The sequence below is a fragment of the Promicromonospora iranensis genome, assembly GCF_028994805.1.
In the GTDB taxonomy this organism is placed as follows: domain Bacteria; phylum Actinomycetota; class Actinomycetes; order Actinomycetales; family Cellulomonadaceae; genus Promicromonospora; species Promicromonospora iranensis.
Map to the genome: position 1 here is coordinate 263,174 of NZ_JAJQQP010000010.1, position 20,826 is coordinate 283,999.

Below are 20,826 nucleotides of genomic sequence, written 5' to 3' on the forward strand. Positions count from 1 at the left end.
GCACCGCAGGGATGCTGTGGGTACGCAGCGGGGGGGTATCCAGGGGCGGATGTACTGCGTACCCACAGCGAGGAGGTGATCAGGCAGAGGTCTCCGTCCGACGGGTGGCGGCGGGGTACCTGATGTTCTCGACCATCTCCTGGATCTCGTGCGACGGAGGCTTGGTCGCCAGCGACACGATGACCGTGACCACCAGGTTCACGACTGCGCCGACGGCACCGATGCCCTCGGGGCTGATGCCCATGATGTGGTCGTTGGCCGCCGTGCCGAACACCGGGAGCGTGTAGATCATGTACGTCGCGGTGAAGACGAGGCCTGCGAGCATGCCGGAGACGGCGCCCGCCGCGCTGGCCCTCTTCCAGAAGATCCCCAGCAGCAGGATCGGGAAGAAGGTGGACGCGGCGAGCCCGAAGGCGAAGGCGACCACCTGGGCCACGAACGCCGGCGGGTTGATGCCGAAGTAGATGGCGACCAGCACCGCGATCCCCATCGCGATCCGGCTGACCAGGAGACGACGGCTCTCCGACGCGTTGTGGTCCACGTACCGGAAGTACAGGTCGTGGGACGCCGACGACGAGATGACCAGCAGCAGGCCGGCCGCCGTCGACATGGCGGCCGCGAGGCCACCCGCCGCGACGAGCCCGACGATCGGTGCCGGGAGGCCCGCGATCTCCGGGCTGGCGAGCACGAGGATGTCGTTGTTGATGATCAGGTCGGCGCCGGAGGTCGGGTCGTTGCTGACCGTGCCGATCGTCTCGACCCCGTCACCCACGGTGACCAGGCCCGTCATCATCCAGTTCTGCACCCAGGACGGCAAGGCGTCCACCGCCGCGCCCTGCACACCCTGGAGCAGGTTGAGCTTGGTGAACGCACCCACGGCCGGGGCGGTCGTGTAGAGCAGGCCGATGAAGACCAGCGCCCACAGGGCCGAGTAGCGCGCCCCGCGAACGGTCTTGGTGGTGTAGAAGCGGATGATCACGTGCGGCAGACCGGCGGTGCCGATCATGAGCGACAGGGTCACCAGGAAGACGTCGAGCTGCGGTCGCGCGGTGAACGCCTCGGTGTAGGCCGGCATCCCGAACTCGGCGCTGATCTGGTTCAACTCGGCGAGGATCTCGCCGAACGAGATCTGCGGCACCGGGAAGCCGGTCATCGTGTGCGCCACGGCCCAGGCCGGGATCAGGTAGGCGACGATCATCACCGTGTACTGGGCCACCTGGGTCCAGGTGATGCCCTTCATGCCGCCGAACACGGCGTACGCGAAGATGACGGCCGCCGCGATGGCGACGCCCGCCCCCTGCTCCACCTGGAGGAACCGGGAGAACACGATGCCGCCACCGGCCATCTGCCCCACCACGTAGGTGAAGGAGACGATGATGGCCACGAGGGCGGACACCGACCGCACGGTCTCGGAGAACCGGTCACCGACGAACTCGGGGACCGTGAACTTGCCCCACTTGCGCAGGTACGGCGCGAGCAGGAGCGCCAGCAGCACGTAGCCGCCCGTCCAGCCCATCAGGTAGATGGAGCCGTCCGACCCGAGGAAGGCGATGAGCCCCGCCATCGAGATGAAGGACGCCGCGGACATCCAGTCCGCGGCGACGGCCGCACCGTTGGCGACGGCGGGGATGTTCTGCTCGGCGACGAAGAAGCCCTTGGTCTCCTTCACCCGGCTGCGCCAGGCGATGCCGATGTACAGCGCGAACGTCACCGCGACGAAGACGAGCGCCCAGGTCTGGATGTCACTCATGACCGGCTCCCGTCGTCGTTGCGCTCGCTGACGCCGTACTCGTCGTCAAGCCTGTCCATGCGCAGGGCGTAGATGAGGATCAGCAGGATGAACGTGTAGATCGAGCCCTGCTGCGCGAACCAGAACCCCAGGGGGAAGCCGCCGATCACGATCTCGTTGAGCTGCTCGACGAACAGGATTCCTGCGCCGAACGAGACCGCGAACCAGACGATCAGCAGAGCCACCATCAGGCGGAGGTTCTTCTTCCAGTACTCCTTGCGCCAGCCGTTCCCCGGCAGCGCGGCACCTCCGCCGTCCGACGGCGGTGCACCGCCGGGCGGACTCGCGTTCGTGTCGGCCATGTCTCGACGCTCCTTTGCGTGTCGGTGGTGCGGCCCCGGCGGCAGCCCCAGCTGCCTTGCCGGGACGCACTGTGGTGCGGATCACAATGCCCCTGAGCCTGAGCCAAGGGCAGACGCCCCCCGCGACGCAAGGGCCGACCGGTCGGACGGCGGGCGCGACCCCGCGAGCGGTCGTTCCGGGCCACGAACGGTTCCGCGCTTCGTGACCCGACCGTTCGAGGCGCGTTCTCGACCGTTCGCGGAACACGACCCGCCGTTCGGCAGAGCGGAGCCCGTCCGGGGGTCCGTAGACGACCCCGACAGCCCTACGATCGCCTCATGTCCTCGACGTCGAGCACTTCCGGTACCGCCGTGCGCCGCCGCGTGTTCCATCCCGGCAGCCTGGCGATGGCCATCGGAGGGCTGTGCGTCATGATCGGGTCGGTCCTGCCCTGGATCAGCACGCCGCTGGGACACATCCCGGGCCACGCGAGCTATCTCGGCTGGGCGACGATGTTCGCCGCTCCCCTCGCCTTCGCCGGCGCCGTCCTGCCGTTCCGGCGGGTGGCGATCGGCCACTGCCTGGTCGTCGCGGCGCCCTGCGTGCTCGCCGTCGTCTGGAACGTCGTGCGGATGGTGCAGGTCAGCGCGACCACGGACTCCTGGGGCAAGATGTGGCCCGGCATGGGCCTGGTCATGATCGCCGGTGGAACGGTGATCCTCCTGCGCACCGCCTGGCGCCTGTACCGGACCCCTGACGCCTAGTCTCGTCGTATGGAGCACGACGACGGCGTCGACGAGCACGACACCCCGGCCGAGGTCGATGCGACGTTCCGCACGCTCCGGCGCGTCGCCATCACGCACTTCGTGCTGTTCCTCGCCGCGGTGATGGGCGTGCCCGCCCTGTCGCTCACGCTGGGCTGGTGGTCGGGCGGGCGCCTGGCCGGCGGGATGAGTCCCGGCTTCGCCTGGGCCGCGTTCGGGCTGTACGCGTTCTTCCTGGTGATCGGCCTCGCGGCCGCCACACTGTCCTCGGCGGTCGAGGCCCGCATGCTCGGCGGCCGGCAGGACGACGAGGACCGCTACGTGGGCGACACGTACCCGAGCGACGGCGAGGCCCCGTGACCGCGACGAGCATCGGCACCCTGGTGGCGCTCATCGCCCTGGTGGCCCTCATCACGCTCGTCGTGCGGCCACGGGGCACCTCCACCGTGGACTTCTACCTGGCCGGGCAACGGGTCGGCGTCGCGACGAACGCCCTGGCCATCTGCGGGGACTACTTCTCCGCCGCGTCGTTCCTCGGGGTCGCCGCCGCCGTCTACGTCTCGGGCCTGGACGGCGTCTGGTACGCCGTCGGGTTCGCCGCCGGGTTCGTCCCCGTGCTGCTCTTCGTCGCCGCGCCGCTGCGCCGGTTCGGCGAGTTCTCCATCCCCGACTTTCTCGGCCGGCGCCTCGCCTCCGAACGCGTGCGCCTGGTCGCCGTCGGCGTGGTGCAGATCGTCATCCTGTCCTACCTGGTCCCGCAGGCGGTGGGCAGCGGCATCACCTGGCAGCTCCTGGTCGGGCACGGGCTCCCCGGCCTCTCCGCGTACGCCACGGGAGTGGTCCTCTCGACGGCGGTCGTGGCGGGGCTCGTCGCGTTCGGCGGCATGCGCGGCACCACCTGGACCCAGGCCATCCAGTTCGTCGTGCTGCTCGGCGCGCTCGTCTGGCTCGCCGTGGCCGTCGCCGGGTCGGGGTTCCACTACTCCGAGGCCGTCGCGGACCTGTCCGCCGAACCGCTGGCCAACCCCGTGCACGACGAGTCAGGATGGCACCTGCAGCCCGAGAACAACCAGCTCGACCCGACCGAACCCGCGACGTTCGGGCAGCCCGGTGCCGCCTACGGCCCGCTGGCCCAGTTCGCCCTCATCCTCACGCTCGTCATGGGCACCGCAGGCCTGCCCCACGTGATGAACCGGTACTTCACCAGCCCCACGGGCACCGCCGCCCGCATGACGACCGTGTGGGTGCTCGGACTGGCCGGGCTGTTCTACGCGCTCGCCGTCATGCTCGGCACCGCCGCCCGCCAGCAGATCGCGGCAGCCGTCGAGCACCATCCCTGGCTCGAGGAGCTCACCGTCGACGGCGTGCTGCGGGTGCCCGAGCACGCCCTGCCCGTGCTCGGCCGGATCTACGGCGGCGACTCCGGGCTCGCCGTCGTCGCGGCCGGCGCGCTGGTCGCCGTCATGTCCACGATCGCGGGTCTCCTGCTCGCCGCCGCCGCGTCCTGGGGCCACGACGTCTACGAACGGCACATCAACCCGCGTGCCACCCAGAGCCAGGCGGTGTGGGCGGGGCGGGCGAGCACCGCGGTGGTCGCGCTCGCAGCGGGCGGCCTGGCCATCGCCATGCAGCCGGCGGAGATCACCCCGGCCGTGCCGTCCATCGTGGCGGCGATGGTGACCTGGGCGTTCGCCATCGCGGGCTCGGCGCTCACCCCGGTCTTCGTCCTCGCGATCTGGTGGCGCGGTACGACGGCGGCGGGCGCCATCGCCGGCATGGTCGTCGGTGGCCTGGTGTCGGTGACGATGTTCGTGGTGGGCGCCCTGCCGATCGGGCCGGGGCTCGGCGAGATGCTGATGACCCCGACCCTCGTGGCGGCGCCGCTGGCCGCCCTGGTGACCTGGTTCGTCTCCCGGGCGACGACGCCCCCGGACGACGTCGAACGGCAGTGGCTGGTGCTGCACGGCACGGCCGCCGACCGGCACGCCGAACGTCTGGCGCGCCTCACCATCGCGAGCCTGGGGCCGAAGTCGCGCCGGGCCGCGCGGTCGGCCCGGGACGAGGGGGAACATGATGCGGACGGGTAGCGCACTGCTGGCCGCGACGATCGCCGTCACGTGGGCGGTGGTGTACCTGGTGACCCAGGTGTTCGTGTCGCCGCCGCTCGGCGTCGGGACCACCGTGGCGGCGGGCGCCGTGGCGTCCGTGCTCCTCGTGCTCGGCTACCCCTCCGCGCTGCGGGGTCCGCGCGCGGCCACGACACTGCGGCGCGGGCGTGAGGGGCGCGGCGTCGAGCGCTCCCGCCGTCGGATCGTGGCCGGCGGACACCGTATGCCGCTCCGGTCCGGGCTGACCGCCGACGCCGCCCGCCGCACCGCGGAGCTGCTGCGCCCGCTGCTCGGCGGGGACGCGGTGGTGATCACCGACCGGGAGCTGAACCTGGCCTTCGTCGGTCCCGGCGTCGACCATCACACGGCGGGCGGTCCGGTGCGGGCCGCCATCGTACGGAGCGCCATCGCCAAGGGGCGCACCGTGGTGTCCCGCCGCGCGTCGAGCATGGGCTGCGACGACCCGGACTGTCCCCTGCGCAGCGCCGTCGTCGTGCCGCTGGTCGTGGGGACACGCGTGGTGGGCACCATCGGCGTGTTCCGGACGCACGACCAGCCCGCACCGCGTGTCCAGGTCGAGGACATGGCGAGCATCCTGTCGCTGCACCTGGAGCTGGCCGAGGCGGACCGCGAGCGCAAGCTGGCCTCGGACGCCCGGCTGGACGCCCTGCGCGCGCAGATCAACCCGCACTTCCTGTTCAACGTCCTGAACACGATCGCCTCGAAGTCGCGGACCGATCCGGACGAGGCCCGGCAGCTGCTGCTGCGCCTGTCGGACTTCTTCCGGTACGCCGTGCGGCAGGAGGGTCAGCTCGCGGAGTTCGCGCAGGAGTACTTCTTCGTGCGCACCTACCTGTCGCTGGAGCAGGCCCGGTTCGGGGACCGGCTGCGGGTGCGGTACGACATCGACCCGCAGGTCCTCACCGCGCACGTGCCGGTGCTCGTCATCCAGCCCCTGGTCGAGAACGCCGTGAAGCACGGCCTGGCGGACAAGGTGGCGGGCGGGACGGTCACCCTGAAGGCCCGCGTGGACCCCCTGACGCGCACGACGTCGATCCGCGTGACCGACGACGGCGTCGGCATGACCGCCGACGTGCTCGACACGCTGGGCGCCGGAGGCGGCGCAGACCGGGGCGGTGAGGGCGCTCCGAACGAGGGGGGTGCGCGCGGCGGCATCGGTCTGCAGAACATCTCGGAGCGCCTCACGACGCTGTTCGGCGAACGGTTCAGCCTGGACATCCAGTCGACGGCGGGTGCGGGCACGGTGGTGGAGGTGCGCGTCCCGCTACGCTGACCGCATGCGCCCCCGCGCCCTGATCGTCGACGACGAGGCACCGGCCCGTGCCGAGCTGCGCTACCTGCTGGAGGAGCTCGGACAGGTCCAGGTGGTGGGTGAGGCCGCGAACGGTGAGGAAGCACTCCTCCTCCTGCGGTCGCTCCCCTACGACCTGGTGCTGCTGGACATCCGGATGCCCGGCGGCAGCGGCCTGGAGGTGGCGGGCGCGCTGCGCGACCTGCCGCACCCGCCCCAGGTCATCTTCACCACCGCCTACCCCGACCACGCGGTCGAGGCCTTCGACCTCGCGGCGGCGGACTATCTGGTCAAGCCGTTCGACGCCGCGCGCCTGAGCCGCGCGGTCGAGCGTGCGCTGGAGCACGCCGGCACCGACGACGCGCAGTCCAGCCCGGCGGGTACGGGCGGCCCTGCCGGTGCGGGGTCGGCGAGCTCGTCGAACGGGGGTCCGGCCGGACGGCGGGGCGACGACGCGGCGAAGCCGGAGCCGCTCGCGCGGGTGCCGGTGCAGCGCGACGGCCGCACGATGCTGGTCGACCAGTCGGCGATCGTCTACGCGAGCGCCGCGCGCGGCTACTCCTATCTCAAGCTGGCCGACGAGCGGCTGCTGGTCACGTTCTCGCTGAACGAGCTGGAGCGGCGGCTGCACGGGCACTTCTTCCGGTCGCACCGTTCGTACCTGGTGAACCTGAACCACGTGCGCGAGCTGGTCCCGGACTTCAAGGGTGCTCTGGTGCTGGTCATGAACGACCGGCAGCGCAGCCGGGTCGAGGTGTCGCGGCGACAGGCACGGGAGCTGCGGCGCCGGCTGGGCGTCTGACCCCTGCCAGGGCCGTGCACTTTCCTTGACGCGCAGATGCCGCCTCAGGGGATGCTCCCCGCCCTGGCCAGATGATGCCTAGGATGCGCTGGTGAGTACTGCCCGAACCCCGGTCTGGCCGGCCGTCGCGGCCGACGCCGTCTGCGTGCTCGTCTTCGCGGTCACCGGCATCGCGTCGCACGACGAGTCGATGATGACGGCGCTCGGCCGCGTGGTGTGGCCGTTCGCCCTGGCCGCCGCGCTGGGCTGGGCCGTCACCCGCGCCTGGCACGACCCCGCCCGCATCTGGCCGACGGGTGTGCTGATCTGGTTCGTGACCGTGGCCGGCGGCCTGGCGCTGCGCGGTGTCTCCGGCCAGGGCCTGGCCTGGACGTTCGCGCTGGTCACGACACTCTTCCTGGCGATCACCATGCTCGGCTGGCGCGCCCTGGTCGCCGCGCTCCGGCGGGGACAGGCGGCACGGAGCGGGACGGACGGCTGACCGAGGCCGACACGGCGTCGGGCGCCAGTGCGGGGGTGCGATGGACCGAAGTGAGCGAGATCGGTCGGTTGCCATGAGATCGGTCGGTTGATTGACCGATCTCATGGCAAGGGACCGAAGTCAGCGACGTCGGTCCGTTGCACGGCCAAGACCAGAGGCTCAGCGCGCGCCCAGCACCTCGAGGATCGCCGGGGCCAGGGCGCGGAACGCCTTGCCCCGGTGCGAGATCGCGTTCTTCTCCTCCGGGTCCAGCTCCGCCGCGGTCCGACGGCGACCGCCGTCCGCGCCGTCGGCCTCCGGCGCCTCGTCCGGGACCAGGATCGGGTCGTAGCCGAACCCGTTGGCGCCCCGCGGCTCGGTCTCCAGCACGCCCCGCATCTCACCGAGGCGGACCTCCTCGCGGCCGTCGGGCGTGACCAGGGCCGCGGCGCACACGAACCCCGCCTGGCGGTGCTCGGGACGCACGTCGCCCAGCTGACCGAGCAGCAGCTCGAGGTTGGCCTGGTCGTCCCCGTGCTTCCCGGCCCAGCGCGCCGAGAAGATGCCGGGCGCACCGCCCAGCACGTCCACGGCCAGCCCGGAGTCGTCGGCGACGGCGGGCAGCCCGGTCGCCGCGCACACCGCCCGCGCCTTGATGAGCGCGTTCTCGGCGAACGTCACGCCGTCCTCGACCGGCTCCGGAGCGCCGACCTCGCCGGACGTGACCAGGCCGCCGTCAGGCAGGTCGAGGCCGGACGCCGCGAGGATCGCGCGCAGCTCACCGACCTTCTTGGTGTTGTGCGTCGCGAGGACGATCCGGGGCGTCACGCGAGCTCCTGCGCGAGCGCTTCCTGCTGGATCTTGGCGAGCTCGCCGGTGCCGCCGACGGCCAGGTCGAGCAGCGAGTCCAGCTCGGCCCGGTCGAACGGCGCGTGCTCGGCGGTGCCCTGCACCTCGATGAACGTGCCGGATCCCGTGACCACCACGTTCATGTCGGTCTCCGCGCGGACGTCCTCGACGTACGGCAGGTCGAGCATCGGCGTGCCGTCGATGATGCCGACGGACACCGCGGAGACCGAGTCGGACAGCACCTGCTTGCCACCCTTGACGTGCCCGTGCCGCCGGCCCCACGCGATCGCGTCGACGAGGGCCACGTAGGCCCCGGTGATCGCGGCGGTCCGGGTGCCGCCGTCGGCCTGGAGCACGTCGCAGTCCAGCACGATCGAGTTCTCGCCGAGCGCGCTCATGTCGACGACCGCGCGCAGCGACCGGCCGATGAGGCGCGAGATCTCGTGGGTACGGCCGCCGATCTTGCCCTTGACGGACTCCCGTGCGCTGCGCTCGTTGGTGGCGCGCGGCAGCATCGCGTACTCGGCGGTGACCCAGCCCTCGCCCGAGCCCTTGCGCCAGCGCGGCACACCCTCGGTGAACGAGGCGACGCACAGCACACGGGTCCGCCCGAACTCCACGAGCACCGACCCCTCGGCCTCGTCGAGCCATCCCCGGGTGATCTTCACGGGGCGGAGCTGGTCGGTGGCGCGGCCGTCGGCGCGGACGATGCTGTCGGTGCTGGAGGTCATGCGCCAAGCCTAGGCCGTCACAGCTCGTAGACGGTCCCCGGTTCCGCGACGTCCACCGGGCCCGAGTACACGCCGCGCGCCTCGGTCAAGGAGTCAGCGGGGTCGTTCCAGACGGGCAGGTGCGTGAGCAGCAGACGGCGGGCACCGGCGTCGGTCGCCACCTGACCCGCGCGGCGGCCGGTGAGGTGGATACCCGGCTCGACGCCGTCGTCGCGGCCCTCGAGGAACGCGGCCTCGCTGAGCAGCAGGTCGGCGTCGCGCGCCAGCTCGACGACCGAGGGGCACGCGTCGGTGTCCCCCGTGTACGCCAGCGTCGTCGTACCGCCGGACGCCGAGGGGCCGGTCAGGCGCACGCCGTAGGTCTCGACCGGGTGGAACACCCGGTGCGGCTCGATGGTCAGCGGCCCGACCTGGACCGACGGGAGCTCCGCCCACGACCGGAAGTCGAAGTCGTTCTCCATGGACTCGCCCTCGCTCAGCCCGTAGGACAGCGCGACGTGCCGCGCCGTCGTCGACGGGCCGAACACGGGCAGGGGCGCGTCCCGGCGACCGGTACGCAGCGAGCCGTGCTCGGGGTGGTACCGCAGGTACACGTACAGGCCCGAGAGGTCCGCGCAGTGGTCGGGATGCAGGTGTGAGATCGACACGGCGTCGAGCTCCATCGGGTCCATGAAGCGCTGCAGGGCACCGAACGCACCGTTGCCCAGGTCGAGCAGCACGTTCCAGTCGCGCGCCTCGTGGCCCGCCGCGGCCGCTTCCGCGGCCGGTACGCGGACCAGGTACGACGACGCGGGCGTCGCCGGCCCCGGGAACGAACCGGAGACCCCGATCGGGATCAGGCGCATCAGACGGCCTCCACGAGGGAGACCTCAGGGCCGAGGAACCGGCTGGCGAGCTGCCCGAAGGGCGCCGGGTCGCCGGTGGTCAGGAACCGGTGCACGGGAGCGCCCGCGTCGGGCGCGCGCTCCAGGCCGTGCGCGACGAGGGTGCGGTACACGTCCTTCGCGGTCTCGTCGGCACTGGACACCAGCGTGACCTCCTCACCCATCACGTAGGAGATGGCTCCCGCCAGCAGCGGGTAGTGCGTGCAGCCCAGCACGAGCGTGTCGACGCCGGCGGCCTTGACCGGGTCGAGGTACTGGTGCGCGAACTTCTGCACCTCGGGGCCCGACGTCCGGCCCTCCTCGACAAAGCGTACGAACTCGGGGCAGGCCTGGCTCGTGATGGCCAGGCCCGGGGTGACGTGGAAGGCGTCGTCGTACGCCCGCGACTGCACGGTGGTCCGCGTGCCGATGACGCCGATCCGGCCCGACCGCGTGGCCGTCACCGCGGCGCGGGCCGCCGGCAGGATCACCTCGACCACGGGGATGCCGTGCCGCTGCGTGTACCGCTCGCGGGCGTCGCGCATCATCGCCGACGACGCCGTGTTGCACGCGATGACCAGCATCTTCACGCCGGCGGCCACGAGCCGGTCCATGGCGTCGAGCGCCATGGCGCGCACGGCGGCGATCGGCTTGGGGCCGTACGGGCTGTTCGCGGTGTCGCCGAGGTACCGGACCTGCTCGTTGGGGAGCTGGTCCAGGATGGCCCGCGCGACCGTGAGGCCGCCGAGGCCGGAGTCGAAGATCCCGATGGGCGCGTCGTTCACGGGGTGAAGCCTAACGATCAGGGCCTCCCGTCACCGGTGCTCGTGAGCCGCGCCACGCGTGACGCGTGACACGTTACGGCAGGTCAGCGCGTCAGGCCTGATCACTCGGACGCTGCGGGCGCGCCAGGCGGACGCCGCCCCCGCAGCTCGGTGAGCATCACGTCCATCAGGGTCTCCTGCGCGTAGCCCGCGGCGACGAACACCCCGGACCAGAAGCGCCGGGCCGCCCGACCGTCCGTCGCGACAGGGATCTCGCGACCGGCCTGGCGGTCCCACATGATCTCGTCGGTGAGCTGCACGACCTGCTCGTCGGACTTCAGGCCGAGCCGCTCGGCGATCACGAGGCGCACGTCCGTGAGCGCCCCCGCGAACTGCTCGGCGTCCTCGCGCGGCACCCGCACGGGCGGCGGAGCGCCGTGCCTGCCCAGCGGCGAGGGCGCGTCCTCACCCGTCGGCAGGTCGAGCAGCGCGGCGAACGCCTCGAGCCGGTCCACCTTCGCCTGCGCCACGTCGTTCTGCGTGAGCCGGCGGAACTCGTCGGCCACGTCCGGGTCGTCCTTGCTCGCGTCGGGCAGGAGCCGCTGCGCCGCGGGGTCCGTCGGGACGCGGCCCACCCCGGTCACGCCGGTGAGCCGCGCCAGGTCGGCGTCGGTCAGCTCGTCCGGGGCGAGCAGGCCGTTGGCCCATGCCTGACCCTTGCCCGGGCCGGGGTGCGTCGAGAGGCCTGGCACGCCGTCGTCCGGGAAGAGGTCCAGCCCCGCCTCCTCGCGGAGCATGTCCGCGACGTCGCGCGCCACCCGGGCGAGGACGACCCGTTCCACCGGCTCGAACCTGGCCTCGTAACCCCGCCGCATGGCGCGGAACGGCGTCATGCGGCTCCCCGCGCGCCCGACTCCTGCAGCGTGGCCCACAGTCCGAACCCGTGCATCGCCTGCACGTCCACCTCCATCCGCTCGCGCCCGCCGCTGGACACGACGGCGCGACCGTTCTTGTGCACCTGGGTCATGAGCTGTTCTGCCTTGACGCGCGGATACCCGAAGTAGCTCTCGAAGACGTACGTCACGTACGACATCAGGTTCACCGGGTCGTTCCAGACGATCGTCACCCACGGGTCGGCGACCCCCGAGGCGAGGTCCGTCTCGGTGTCCTCCTCGACGGCCGTCCCGGCTGACCCCATGGGCGATAGCAGCGGCGGTGGGGAAGAAGTCACAGGTCTCACTCTAGGCGGTTTCGTCCCTGGGCTGGACACCCTTGGCCGAGATTTTCGCGAAGTTGTCGCCGGGCTGTGACCTCCGGCGTCGTGCTCAGTCGAGGAGGTCGTCCAGGCGCAGGTCCACGGTCGGGATCGCGACGTCGCCGTCGGACAGCCGAAGCGCGCTGCGCGGCAGCTCGGCACGCACCATGCCGTGGTTGACCGCCGCGTTCGCCACCCCGTACGGACCCACCCAGCGCGAGTCGACGGCGCCGTCCACGACCATCGGGGCGAGCAGCGGGCGCAGGTCGTCGCTCTGCGGCATCCACTCGGCCACCGCCGTGTCCGGACCGGTCACCATGATCTCCTCGACCGCGTAGCCGTCGCGGCCGTAGCGCCGTGCGGCGGCCTTGCGCCCGCCCACCGACGCCTTGTTCGCGGAGGCCTTCGCGACCGGCTGGAGCACGCCCGACGAGTCGGCGCGTGCCACCAGCTTGTAGACCATGCCGCACGTCGGTGCACCGGAACCGGTCACCACGGACGTCCCGACGCCGTACACGTCCACCGGCGCCGCGGCCAGGGAGGCGATCGCGTACTCGTCGAGGTCGGACGTGACCACGATCTTCGTGTCGCGCGCACCGAGCTCGTCGAGCTGCCGACGCACCTCCTGAGCCAGGCCGCCGAGATCGCCGGAGTCGAGCCGCACCGCGCCCAGCCCGGTGCCTGCCACCTCGACGGCGGTCGCCACGCCCTGCTTCACGTCGTACGTGTCGACCAGGAGGGTGGTGTCGGGGCCCAGCGAGGCGACCTGCGAGGCGAACGCGTCCCGCTCGGTGTCGTGCAGCAGCATGAAGGAGTGCGCGGCGGTGCCGATGGTGTCCAGCCCGTACCGCATCCCGGCCTCGAGGTTGGACGTGCCCGCGAAACCCCCGATGACGGCGGCACGGGCCGCCGCGACGGCGGCCTGCTCGCTGGCCCGCCGCGAGCCCATCTCCAGCACGGGGCGCCCGCCGGCTGCGCTCGTCATGCGCGACGCCGCCGAGGCCACCGCCGAGTCGTAGTTCAGGATCGACAGGATCAGGGTCTCCAGCAGCACGGCCTCCGCGAAGGTGCCCTCGACCTGCAGCACGGGCGAGCCGGGGAAGAACACCTCACCCTCGACGTACCCCTGGATGGTCCCGGAGAACCGGTAGTTCGCGAGGTAGTCCAGGGTCCGGCGGTCGACGATGCCGTTCTGCTCGAGGTAGGCCAGCTCTGCGTCCTCGAACACGAAGTGTGGCAGCGCTTCCAGGACGCGACCGGTCCCCGCCAGGACGCCGTACCGGCGGCCTGCGGGCAGGCGTCGCGTAAACACCTCGAACACGCAGTGCCGGTGCGCCGTGCCGTCCGCGAGCGCCGCCTGGAGCATGGTCAGCTCGTAGCGGTCGGTCAGGAGCGCTACCGACGGGCGTACCGACGGCAGGGGTGCTGCGGGAAGCGGCCGAGGCTCTTCGACACCGTTGTCGAACGCAGGCCACGAGTCTGTGAGCGAGGCGCCGATGCCCCGAAGCTCGTCGGTCATGCACTCACGGTAGGCCAGTGAACCCACCTCGGCGGTGCGAACGGGGCCAAGGTGGCATCTTGTCTCAACATGCGGATCCTCTGCTCTACTTCTGGCCGACGAACCAGCGTCGGACCTGGGCCACGCGTGCGGCGAGCTGGTCGGCGGTCGCGAGGGGCACCTCGGGCCCGCCGCAGGTACGGCGCAGCTCGTTGTGCACCATGCCGTGCGGCTGGCCGCTGCGCTTGGCCCAGGCCGAGACCAGCTTGGCCAGCTCCTTGCGCAGCTCGGCGGCGCGGCGGTGCTCCTGCTCCGACCGCTCGACCTCCACCTCGCGGGTGGTCGGCGCTCCCCCGCGCGCCTTGAGATGGTCCGCCTGCCGCTGGCGCAGCAGGGTCGCCACCTGGTCCGGCTCCAGCAGGCCGGGCAGGCCGAGGAAGTCCTGCTCCTCCACGGAGCCGAGGTCGGCACTGGTGCCGAACTCGCCGCCGTCGAAGAGGACGCGGTCGAACGACGCCTGGGCGTCCAGCGCCTCGAACGACCCCTGGGTCAGCTCGCTCGACGCCTTCTCCTCCCGGTTGGCCTCCGCGATCAGCGCGGCCTCCGGGTCGTACTCGATGCCCTGCTCCTCGGCCGTGCGCGGCCGGTCGAGCGCATGGTCGCGCTCCTGCTCCATGGTGTTCGCCAGGTTCAGCAGCGGCGCGACGCTCGGCAGGAAGATCGACGCCGTCTCGCCGCGCTTGCGGGCGCGCACGAACCGGCCGATCGCCTGTGCGAAGTACAGCGGCGTCGAGGCGCTCGTGGCGTACACGCCGACGGCGAGGCGCGGTACGTCGACGCCCTCCGACACCATCCGCACGGCCACCATCCAGCGGTCCTCGCTCTGCGCGAACTCCTCGATGCGGCCGGACGCGCCCTCGTCGTCGGACAGGACGACGGTGGGGCGCTTGCCGGTGATCTCGTGCAGGTGCTTGGCGTAGGCGCGGGCGTTGTCCTGGTCGGTGGCGATGACCAGACCGCCGGCGTCGGGCACCGTGCGGCGCACCTCGGTGAGTCGCTTTTCTGCGGCCGAGAGCACCGACGGGATCCACTGCCCCTCCGGGTCGAGCGCCGTGCGCCACGCCTGGCCGGTCATGTCCTTGGTCATGGCCTCGCCGAGGCGGGCACTGACCTCGTCACCCATCTTGGTCCGCCAGCGCATGTCGCCGGCGTAGGACATGAACAGCACGGGGCGGACCACGTGGTCGCGCAGCGCCTCGCCGTAGCCGTAGGTGTAGTCGGCCTTCGACCGGCGGATGCCCTCGGCGTCGCGCTCGTACTCCACGAACGGGATGGCGGACGTGTCGCTGCGGAACGGGGTGCCGGTGAGGGCCAGCCGGCGGTCCGCCACCTCGAAGGCCTCGCGGACGGCGTCACCCCAGCTCAGGGCGTCACCGCCGTGGTGCACCTCGTCCAGGATCACGAGCGTGGGCGCCGCCTCCGTACGGGCGCGGTGCAACGCCGGCTTGGCCGCTACCTGTGCGTAGGTCAGCGCGACGCCGTCGTAGTGCGCGCCGTGCCGGCCCTGCGAGTTCTTGAAGTGCGGGTCGATGCGGACGCCGACGCGCGCGGCGGCGTCGGCCCACTGGGTCTTGAGGTGCTCGGTGGGTGCCACGACCGTGACCCGCCGGACCACACCCTGCTCGAGGAGCTCGGTGGCGATACGGAGCGCGAACGTCGTCTTGCCCGCGCCCGGGGTGGCGACGGCCAGGAAGTCCCGCGGGTTCTTCTCGCGGTAGAGCTCCAGGGCCTCCGCCTGCCAGGCGCGCAGACTCGACGCCGTGCCCCAGGGGGCGCGACGCGGAAAGGCAGGGCTGAGCGACGATGCGGCCGCAGACGACGGTGTGTGGGGCAGCTGCTGCGGCTGGCTCGTCACTTCGAGGAGTCGCCCTCGCCGCCGTCCTGCGGGTCACGAAGACCCTCGTAGATCTCCTTGCACCGGGGACAGACCGGGAACTTGCCCGGGTCCCGGCCCGGGACCCACACCTTGCCGCAGAGCGCGATCACGGGCTTGCCGCTCATGGCGGACTGCATGATCTTCTCCTTGCGCACATAGTGCGCAAAGCGCTCGTGGTCGCCGGGCTGGGTCTCCTCCCGGGTCTCCTCGCGCTCGAGGACGCTCGTACCGCCCTGCGTACTGGGCTCGTCCTGCGGGTTCGAGAGTGGTTCGGTCATGCCGAGAAGTCTACGCGGGACCACCGACAGCCACTCCAGCGGGACACGCCCCGAGGCAGGTCCGGCGGCACCGGGACGGGACCGGGCCGCGGAAAGGCTTGCGGTGGTGTCGGTGACCACGGCTATAACTGTCTGCATGTCACACCCCCGCCCCGAGAGGAGCCTCACTCTGCCCGACGACGGCGCCGCCTCCGACCTCGCCGACACCCTGGCCACCACGCTGACCGCCGACCTGCCCGAACCCGTCTGGCCCGACTTCGGCGACAACGACGAGGCCGCGCGCCGCGCGGTGGTCGCCGTCGCCGCCATGCTCGGCCGCACGATTCCCGAACGCCCCAAGGACCCGCGCTCGTCGAGCGAGTGGCTCGCCCGCACGTGGGACGTCGACGAGAGCGTGCTGGTCAACGTCTCGCGCGACATGTCGCGCACCCTGCAGCGGCTGCACGCGTACGCGCTCCAGCGTTGGATCGAGCGCCACCCGGACGACGTCGCCGTGTTCGGCCCGGGCGGAGCGCCCCAGCGGGCGGCGCTCGACCTGGGCAACGGCACCTCGGTGAGCGTGCCCGCCGTGGCCACCGTCCTCTTCCCCGCCGGCTCCGCGTACGAGACGCCGGTGGCCGTCGAGGTCGCCTACCGGTACGGGACGCCGACGGTCACCGCCTTCACCCCGCCGGGCGGCCTCGCCCTCGCCGAGCAGGTCCTCGCCGACCTGACCCGCACGCTGGAGGACGAACACCCCTACCGCGGCGGCGTGCTGTCGGCACGGGCCTCGACCGGTGCCGTGGAGCTGACCCCGGTCCAGCACACCGTGCAGGTGCGCGGCGACGTGGTGCTCCCCGCCGACCTGTGGCACGAGGTCGACCTGTTCTGCTCCAGCGTCACCACGCGCCGGGACGCGCTGCGCGCCCTCGGCCACACGACGTCGCGCGGGCTGCTGCTGGCGGGCAGGCCCGGCGTCGGCAAGACGAAGCTGACGCGGGTGATCGCCACGGAGCTGGCCGGACCGCTCACGGTGGTGCTCGTCACCGCGGAGGTGCTGCGCACCTGGATGACCGAGCTGTACGAGGAGATCCGCGGCCTGGGGCCGTGCCTCGTCGTGCTCGAGGAGATCGACTCGGTCGCCTCCAAGGGCTCGCGCGGCGACACGTCGTTCGCCGAGTTCCTCGACGCGCTCGACGGCACGCGCAGCTCGGACGACGTCCTCACCGTGGCCACGACGAACGACCCCGAGGCCCTGGACCCGGCGGTCAAGCGCCCCGGGCGCTTCGACACCATCATCGAGGTGCCGCCGCCGGACCTGGCGGGGCGCACCGAGATCCTGCGGCTCTTCCTGCCGCCGGAGGCCCCCGTCGACGTCGCCCTGGTGGCCTCGTACCTCGACGGCGCGACCGGCGCCGACCTGCGCGAGGTCGCCCGCCGCTCGATCCTGGAGCACGGCCCCGACGGGCTGACCACCGACCGGGTCACCGACGTGGCGACGTCGGGCCGGTGGAAGCCGACTCCGGTGGCGGGCAACTACCTCTGACGGTCAGAGCCCTTGCCAGCCGGGCTTGTCGGCGTACGTCTGCCGGTAGTAGTCGGCGAGCTGCAGGCGGGACGCCGCCGCGTCGTCGACCAGCACGGTGGCGTGCGGGTGCAGCTGCATGATGGTCGCAGGCCACATCGCCGAGATCGGGCCTTCCACCAGCTGGTGCACCGCCTCCGCCTTGGCGCGCCCGGAGGCCAGCAGCACGAGGTGGCGTGCCGACATGATCGTCGCCAGGCCCTGGGTGAGGCAGTGCCGGGGCACGTCGTCGACGGACCCGCCGAAGAACCGCGCGTTGTCCTCGCGGGTCTGCCTCGTCAGGGTCTTGATCCGGGTGCGCGAGGCGAGCGACGAGCCCGGCTCGTTGAACGCGATGTGCCCGTCCGTGCCGATGCCGAGGATCTGCAGGTCGACACCACCGGCGTCCGCGATGCTCGCCTCGTACGCGGCGCAGGCGGCCGGAAGGTCCTCCGCCAGGCCGTCCGGCCCCTGCACCGCACCGGGTGCGAGGTCGACGCGGGAGGCGAACTCCTTCTCGATCACGTTGCGGTACCGCTCCGGGTGGTCGGCGGGCAGGCCCACGTACTCGTCGAGCATGAACGCCCGGGCCCGCACGAACGAGAGCCCTTCCTTGTGCCGGCGTGCCAGCTCGTCGTACACCGCGAGGGGTGACGACCCGGTGGCGAGCCCCAGCACCGCCTCGGGCTCGGACCGCAGCAGGCCCTCGACGGCGTCCGCCGCCAGCCGGGCGAGCTCGACCGGGGGCGCGATCACGACCTCCATCAGCTTCTCCTTCCCAGGACGGCGGCACCCACCGCCGCGACCGGAACGTGCGTCGCCGCGAGCTGGACCCGGTCCGCCAGCTTGAGCGACCCGAGGAACGACGAGACCTTGGCCTGCTCCCGCAGGGCGTCCTGCACCGCGTCCAGCAGCTCCGTACCCAGCTGCGCGACGCCGCCGCCGAGCACCACGTGGCGCACGTCGGTGGTCAGCACCAGCAACCGCACGGCGGATGCCGTCGCGGCAGCGAACCTGTCCTTGACCACTATCGCCTGCTCGTCGCCCGCTCGCGCCGCCTCGAACAGCTCCACCGGCGCCGGCTTGCCGTGCCGGGACGGCCACGCCGCCTCCAGCGCCTTCCCCGACGCGAACCGCTCCAGGCAGCCCCGCTGTCCGCAGGTGCACTCCGGCCCGAGCGGGTCCACGGGGATGTGGCCGATCTCGCCGGCCGCGCCGCTCACACCACGCCGCAGCTGCCCGTCGATCACCAGCCCGGACGCCAGGCCCGTGCCGAGCGCGAGGAAGGCGAGGTCCTCGTGCTCACGCGCCTCGCCGCCGGGGGCCGAGCGCTCCAGCACGTGCGCCGCGCCGACGGCGGCCACGTTGAGGTCGTTCTCGACCACGACCGGAACGCCGCCCAGCTCGGCGGACAGCAGCTCGGCGAGCGGGAGCTCGTCGTCGTGCACGCCGAGGTTGACCGCGTGCTTCACCGTGCCGGACCGGTGGTCGACGATGCCGGGGATACCCAGCCCGACACCGGCCAGCGCCGCGAGCTCCACCCCACCTGAGGCGACCACGTCCCGCACCGCCTGCGCCGCACCCGCGACGAGCCCGTCGGCGCCGTGCACGGTGGCCCGCCGCACCGTGCCGACCACCTCGCCCTCCGGGTCGAGGAGCGCGCCGAGGATCTTCGTCCCACCGATGTCGAGGCCGACCGTGTACTTTCCCATCCCGACCTTTCCCTTGCTGGACTCGTCCTGGCTGGACGCGCCTGTACCGGACCTGCTGACCATCAGCCCTTCACCGCGCCGGACACCAGACCACCGGTCATCCGACCCTGCACGATCAGGAAGAAGATCACCGCGGGGATCGCGATGAGCACCGACGCCGCCATGACCGCTCCCCAGTTGGTGGCCTGCGTGGCCTGGAGGAACGTGCGCAGCCAGAGCGGCAGAGTCATCGCCTCGGGCCGCTGCATGATCACCAGCGCCGTGATGAACTCGTTCCACGCCTGGATGAAGGCGAACACGCCGGTGGCGACCAGACCCGGGGCGAGCAGCGGGAAGGTGACCCGCCAGAACGCACCGGCACGGGAGCACCCGTCGATCATCGCCGCCTCCTCCAGCTCCTTGGGTACACCGTTGACGAATCCGCGCAACGTCCAGATGGTGAACGGCAGGACTCCCGCCGCGTACACGAGCGTCAGGCCGATGATCGTGTTGAGCAGCTGCCAGCCGTCGATGATCCGGAACAACGAGATGATCATCGCCTCTCCGGGGATCATCTGGACCACGAGGATCAGCACGATGAACGTCCGGCGACCCTTGAACTGGAACCGGGTGAGGGCGAGCGCGGCCACGAACCCGACGACCAGGGCGATCACCAGGGTCAGGAACGTGACCCCGATCGAGTTCGCCACGGCGGGCGCGAACGGCGCTCGTGCGTTGAAGATCGCGGCGCGGTAGTTGTCCAGCGTGAACACGTCCGGTGTCGGGAAGAACGCCAGGTTCTCGCCCCGGATCCGGTTGTTCGGCAGGAACGATGTGCTGACCATCCAGTACACCGGGAACGCGGAGAACACGAAGACGGCGATGGCCAGGGCACCGAACCCGGTGTCGGTGAGTCGCTTGCGGATGGTGATCACAGTTCTTCCTCCCGCAGCGTGCGCCGCACATAGGGGTAGGCGATGGCCAGCATCACGATCACGAAGACGACGCCGATCGCGCTCGCCAGGCCGTAGTGCCCCTGGGCCATGCCCGTCTGGTAGATGTAGACGCCGATGGTGCTGGTCAGCTCGCGGTCACCGCCGATGTCCTGCAGCACGAAGACCTGCGTGAAGAGCTTCAGGTCCCAGATCATCGACAGCACCACGAGCACCGTGAGGATGGTGCGCACGTAGGGCAGCTGGATGAGCCGGAAACGCTGGAACGCGTTCGCGCCGTCGAGCTGTGCGGCCTCGATGACCTCCTCCGGGATCTGCGTCAGGCCCGCGTACAGCGTGAACGCGACGAACGGCACCGCGCCCCATACGACGATGCACGCCACGATCACGAAGAAGGACAGCGGGTCGAGCAGCCAGGAGTAACCGAACCACCGGTCCCCGGTGATCGCGGTGAGCACGTTGTTGATCACGCCGTACTGCGTGTCGAAGAGCCAGCCCCACACCGTGGTCGCGGCCAGCGACGGCATGGCCCAGGCCAGCAGCAGGCCGATCGACATGAGGAGCCGCAGGCCCTTGCCGACCCGCATCATGAGCAGGGCCACGAGCATGCCGAGCGTGATCGTGACGGCCACCAGCACGACCATGAGCACGAAGCTGCGGGCCAGCACGGGCCAGAAGCCGTCGACGTCGGTCAGGATGGTCGCGTAGTTGTCGAGACCGACCCACGAGGCGGGCTGGCCCATCAGCTGGGCCCGTTCGTACTCCTGGAACGACATCAGGACCAGGCGAACGAGGGGGAAGCCGGTCAGCACGCCGAGGATGACCATGGCGGCCGAGAGCAGGAGCCACGGCAGGACGGGCTTCCGGCTCGGCTGCCGGATCTCTTGGCGGGGTGACGTCGGAGGCGCGGGAACGTCCGCGAGAAGGCTCATGTCCGTCTTCCTCAGG

Annotated in this window: 22 protein-coding genes; 7 read left to right on the top strand and 15 right to left on the bottom strand. The window is 71.6% G+C overall.

Translation table 11 applies throughout. The features are described from left to right. Positions 1–79: 79 nt before the first annotated feature. The gene (locus LUM46_RS18440; RefSeq protein ID WP_274995812.1) at positions 80–1,750 is read right to left on the bottom strand and encodes a sodium:solute symporter family protein; all 1,671 of its coding nucleotides are present in this window, start codon (positions 1,748–1,750) and stop codon (positions 80–82) included. Continuing rightward, entirely contained in the window at positions 1,747–2,091 is a 345-nt protein-coding gene (locus LUM46_RS18445; protein WP_274995813.1) for a DUF4212 domain-containing protein, read from the bottom strand. Before LUM46_RS18445 ends, LUM46_RS18440 begins: the two co-directional genes overlap by 4 nt. Positions 2,092–2,409: 318 nt before the next feature. On the opposite strand from LUM46_RS18445, the gene LUM46_RS18450 reads away from it, so the two are divergent. From LUM46_RS18450 to LUM46_RS18475, 6 genes are all read left to right on the top strand, one after another. Then, complete coding sequence (locus LUM46_RS18450; RefSeq protein ID WP_274995814.1) at positions 2,410–2,835, top strand: hypothetical protein; 426 nt, start codon at positions 2,410–2,412, stop codon at positions 2,833–2,835. A 9-nt stretch (positions 2,836–2,844) separates the two neighbouring features. Continuing rightward, complete coding sequence (locus LUM46_RS18455) at positions 2,845–3,195, top strand: 6TM ABC transporter family protein (protein WP_274995815.1); 351 nt, start codon at positions 2,845–2,847, stop codon at positions 3,193–3,195. Then, a complete protein-coding gene (locus LUM46_RS18460) occupies positions 3,192–4,922 on the top strand; it encodes a solute symporter family protein (RefSeq protein WP_274995816.1) in 1,731 nt (576 codons plus the stop codon). The genes LUM46_RS18455 and LUM46_RS18460 overlap by 4 nt, the downstream gene beginning before the upstream one ends. Continuing rightward, a complete protein-coding gene (locus LUM46_RS18465; protein WP_274995818.1) occupies positions 4,906–6,237 on the top strand; it encodes a histidine kinase in 1,332 nt (443 codons plus the stop codon). The genes LUM46_RS18460 and LUM46_RS18465 overlap by 17 nt, the downstream gene beginning before the upstream one ends. Before the next feature lie 4 nt (positions 6,238–6,241). After that, positions 6,242–7,057 (top strand): LytR/AlgR family response regulator transcription factor, encoded by an 816-nt coding sequence (locus LUM46_RS18470; protein ID WP_274995820.1) that lies wholly within the window; start codon positions 6,242–6,244, stop codon positions 7,055–7,057. A gap of 91 nt (positions 7,058–7,148) precedes the next feature. Beyond that, complete coding sequence (locus LUM46_RS18475) at positions 7,149–7,538, top strand: DUF3054 domain-containing protein (protein ID WP_274995822.1); 390 nt, start codon at positions 7,149–7,151, stop codon at positions 7,536–7,538. Positions 7,539–7,697: 159 nt separating this feature from the next. Here the strand turns inward: LUM46_RS18475 and rdgB are convergent, their stop codons facing one another. The 9 genes from rdgB to LUM46_RS18520 form a co-directional block, all read right to left on the bottom strand. Beyond that, positions 7,698–8,345 (bottom strand): RdgB/HAM1 family non-canonical purine NTP pyrophosphatase, encoded by a 648-nt coding sequence (gene rdgB, locus LUM46_RS18480; RefSeq protein WP_274995823.1) that lies wholly within the window; start codon positions 8,343–8,345, stop codon positions 7,698–7,700. Further along, positions 8,342–9,097: a ribonuclease PH gene (gene rph / locus LUM46_RS18485; protein ID WP_274995824.1), complete on the bottom strand. Its 756-nt coding sequence runs from the start codon at positions 9,095–9,097 to the stop codon at positions 8,342–8,344. Before rph ends, rdgB begins: the two co-directional genes overlap by 4 nt. Before the next feature lie 17 nt (positions 9,098–9,114). Next, on the bottom strand, positions 9,115–9,942 hold the full coding sequence (locus LUM46_RS18490; RefSeq protein ID WP_274995825.1) for an MBL fold metallo-hydrolase: 828 nt from the start codon (positions 9,940–9,942) through the stop codon (positions 9,115–9,117). After that, positions 9,942–10,745 carry a glutamate racemase gene (murI, locus tag LUM46_RS18495; protein WP_274995826.1) on the bottom strand — a complete coding sequence of 268 codons (804 nt, stop codon included), beginning with the start codon at positions 10,743–10,745 and terminating at the stop codon, positions 9,942–9,944. The genes LUM46_RS18490 and murI overlap by 1 nt, the downstream gene beginning before the upstream one ends. A 101-nt stretch (positions 10,746–10,846) precedes the next feature. Next, positions 10,847–11,617 (bottom strand): DUF2017 family protein, encoded by a 771-nt coding sequence (locus tag LUM46_RS18500; RefSeq protein ID WP_274995827.1) that lies wholly within the window; start codon positions 11,615–11,617, stop codon positions 10,847–10,849. Then, positions 11,614–11,922, bottom strand: coding sequence for an ATP-dependent Clp protease adapter ClpS (clpS, locus tag LUM46_RS18505; RefSeq protein WP_274995877.1), 309 nt, complete (start codon positions 11,920–11,922; stop codon positions 11,614–11,616). The genes LUM46_RS18500 and clpS overlap by 4 nt, the downstream gene beginning before the upstream one ends. Before the next feature lie 127 nt (positions 11,923–12,049). Continuing rightward, positions 12,050–13,498 (bottom strand): nicotinate phosphoribosyltransferase, encoded by a 1,449-nt coding sequence (locus LUM46_RS18510; protein WP_274995828.1) that lies wholly within the window; start codon positions 13,496–13,498, stop codon positions 12,050–12,052. Between the two features lie 85 nt (positions 13,499–13,583). Next, positions 13,584–15,392 carry a DEAD/DEAH box helicase gene (locus tag LUM46_RS18515; protein WP_274995831.1) on the bottom strand — a complete coding sequence of 603 codons (1,809 nt, stop codon included), beginning with the start codon at positions 15,390–15,392 and terminating at the stop codon, positions 13,584–13,586. Then, entirely contained in the window at positions 15,389–15,691 is a 303-nt protein-coding gene (locus tag LUM46_RS18520; protein WP_274995833.1) for a DUF3039 domain-containing protein, read from the bottom strand. The genes LUM46_RS18515 and LUM46_RS18520 overlap by 4 nt, the downstream gene beginning before the upstream one ends. A 136-nt stretch (positions 15,692–15,827) precedes the next feature. Here LUM46_RS18520 and LUM46_RS18525 point away from each other — a divergent pair, with 136 nt between their 5' ends. Further along, entirely contained in the window at positions 15,828–17,216 is a 1,389-nt protein-coding gene (locus tag LUM46_RS18525; RefSeq protein WP_274995835.1) for an AAA family ATPase, read from the top strand. A 3-nt stretch (positions 17,217–17,219) separates the two neighbouring features. On the opposite strand, the gene nagB is transcribed toward LUM46_RS18525, so the two are convergent. From nagB to LUM46_RS18545, 4 genes are read right to left on the bottom strand one after another with little or no spacing between them, the layout of a single operon-like run. Next, positions 17,220–17,999, bottom strand: a complete 780-nt coding sequence (gene nagB, locus LUM46_RS18530; protein WP_274995836.1) for a glucosamine-6-phosphate deaminase — start codon at positions 17,997–17,999, stop codon at positions 17,220–17,222. Then, positions 17,999–19,009: an ROK family protein gene (locus tag LUM46_RS18535; RefSeq protein WP_274995837.1), complete on the bottom strand. Its 1,011-nt coding sequence runs from the start codon at positions 19,007–19,009 to the stop codon at positions 17,999–18,001. The genes nagB and LUM46_RS18535 overlap by 1 nt, the downstream gene beginning before the upstream one ends. After that, positions 19,009–19,860 carry a carbohydrate ABC transporter permease gene (locus tag LUM46_RS18540; RefSeq protein WP_274995838.1) on the bottom strand — a complete coding sequence of 284 codons (852 nt, stop codon included), beginning with the start codon at positions 19,858–19,860 and terminating at the stop codon, positions 19,009–19,011. Before LUM46_RS18540 ends, LUM46_RS18535 begins: the two co-directional genes overlap by 1 nt. Continuing rightward, positions 19,857–20,810 (bottom strand): carbohydrate ABC transporter permease, encoded by a 954-nt coding sequence (locus LUM46_RS18545; RefSeq protein ID WP_274995839.1) that lies wholly within the window; start codon positions 20,808–20,810, stop codon positions 19,857–19,859. Before LUM46_RS18545 ends, LUM46_RS18540 begins: the two co-directional genes overlap by 4 nt. Positions 20,811–20,826: the final 16 nt, after the last annotated feature.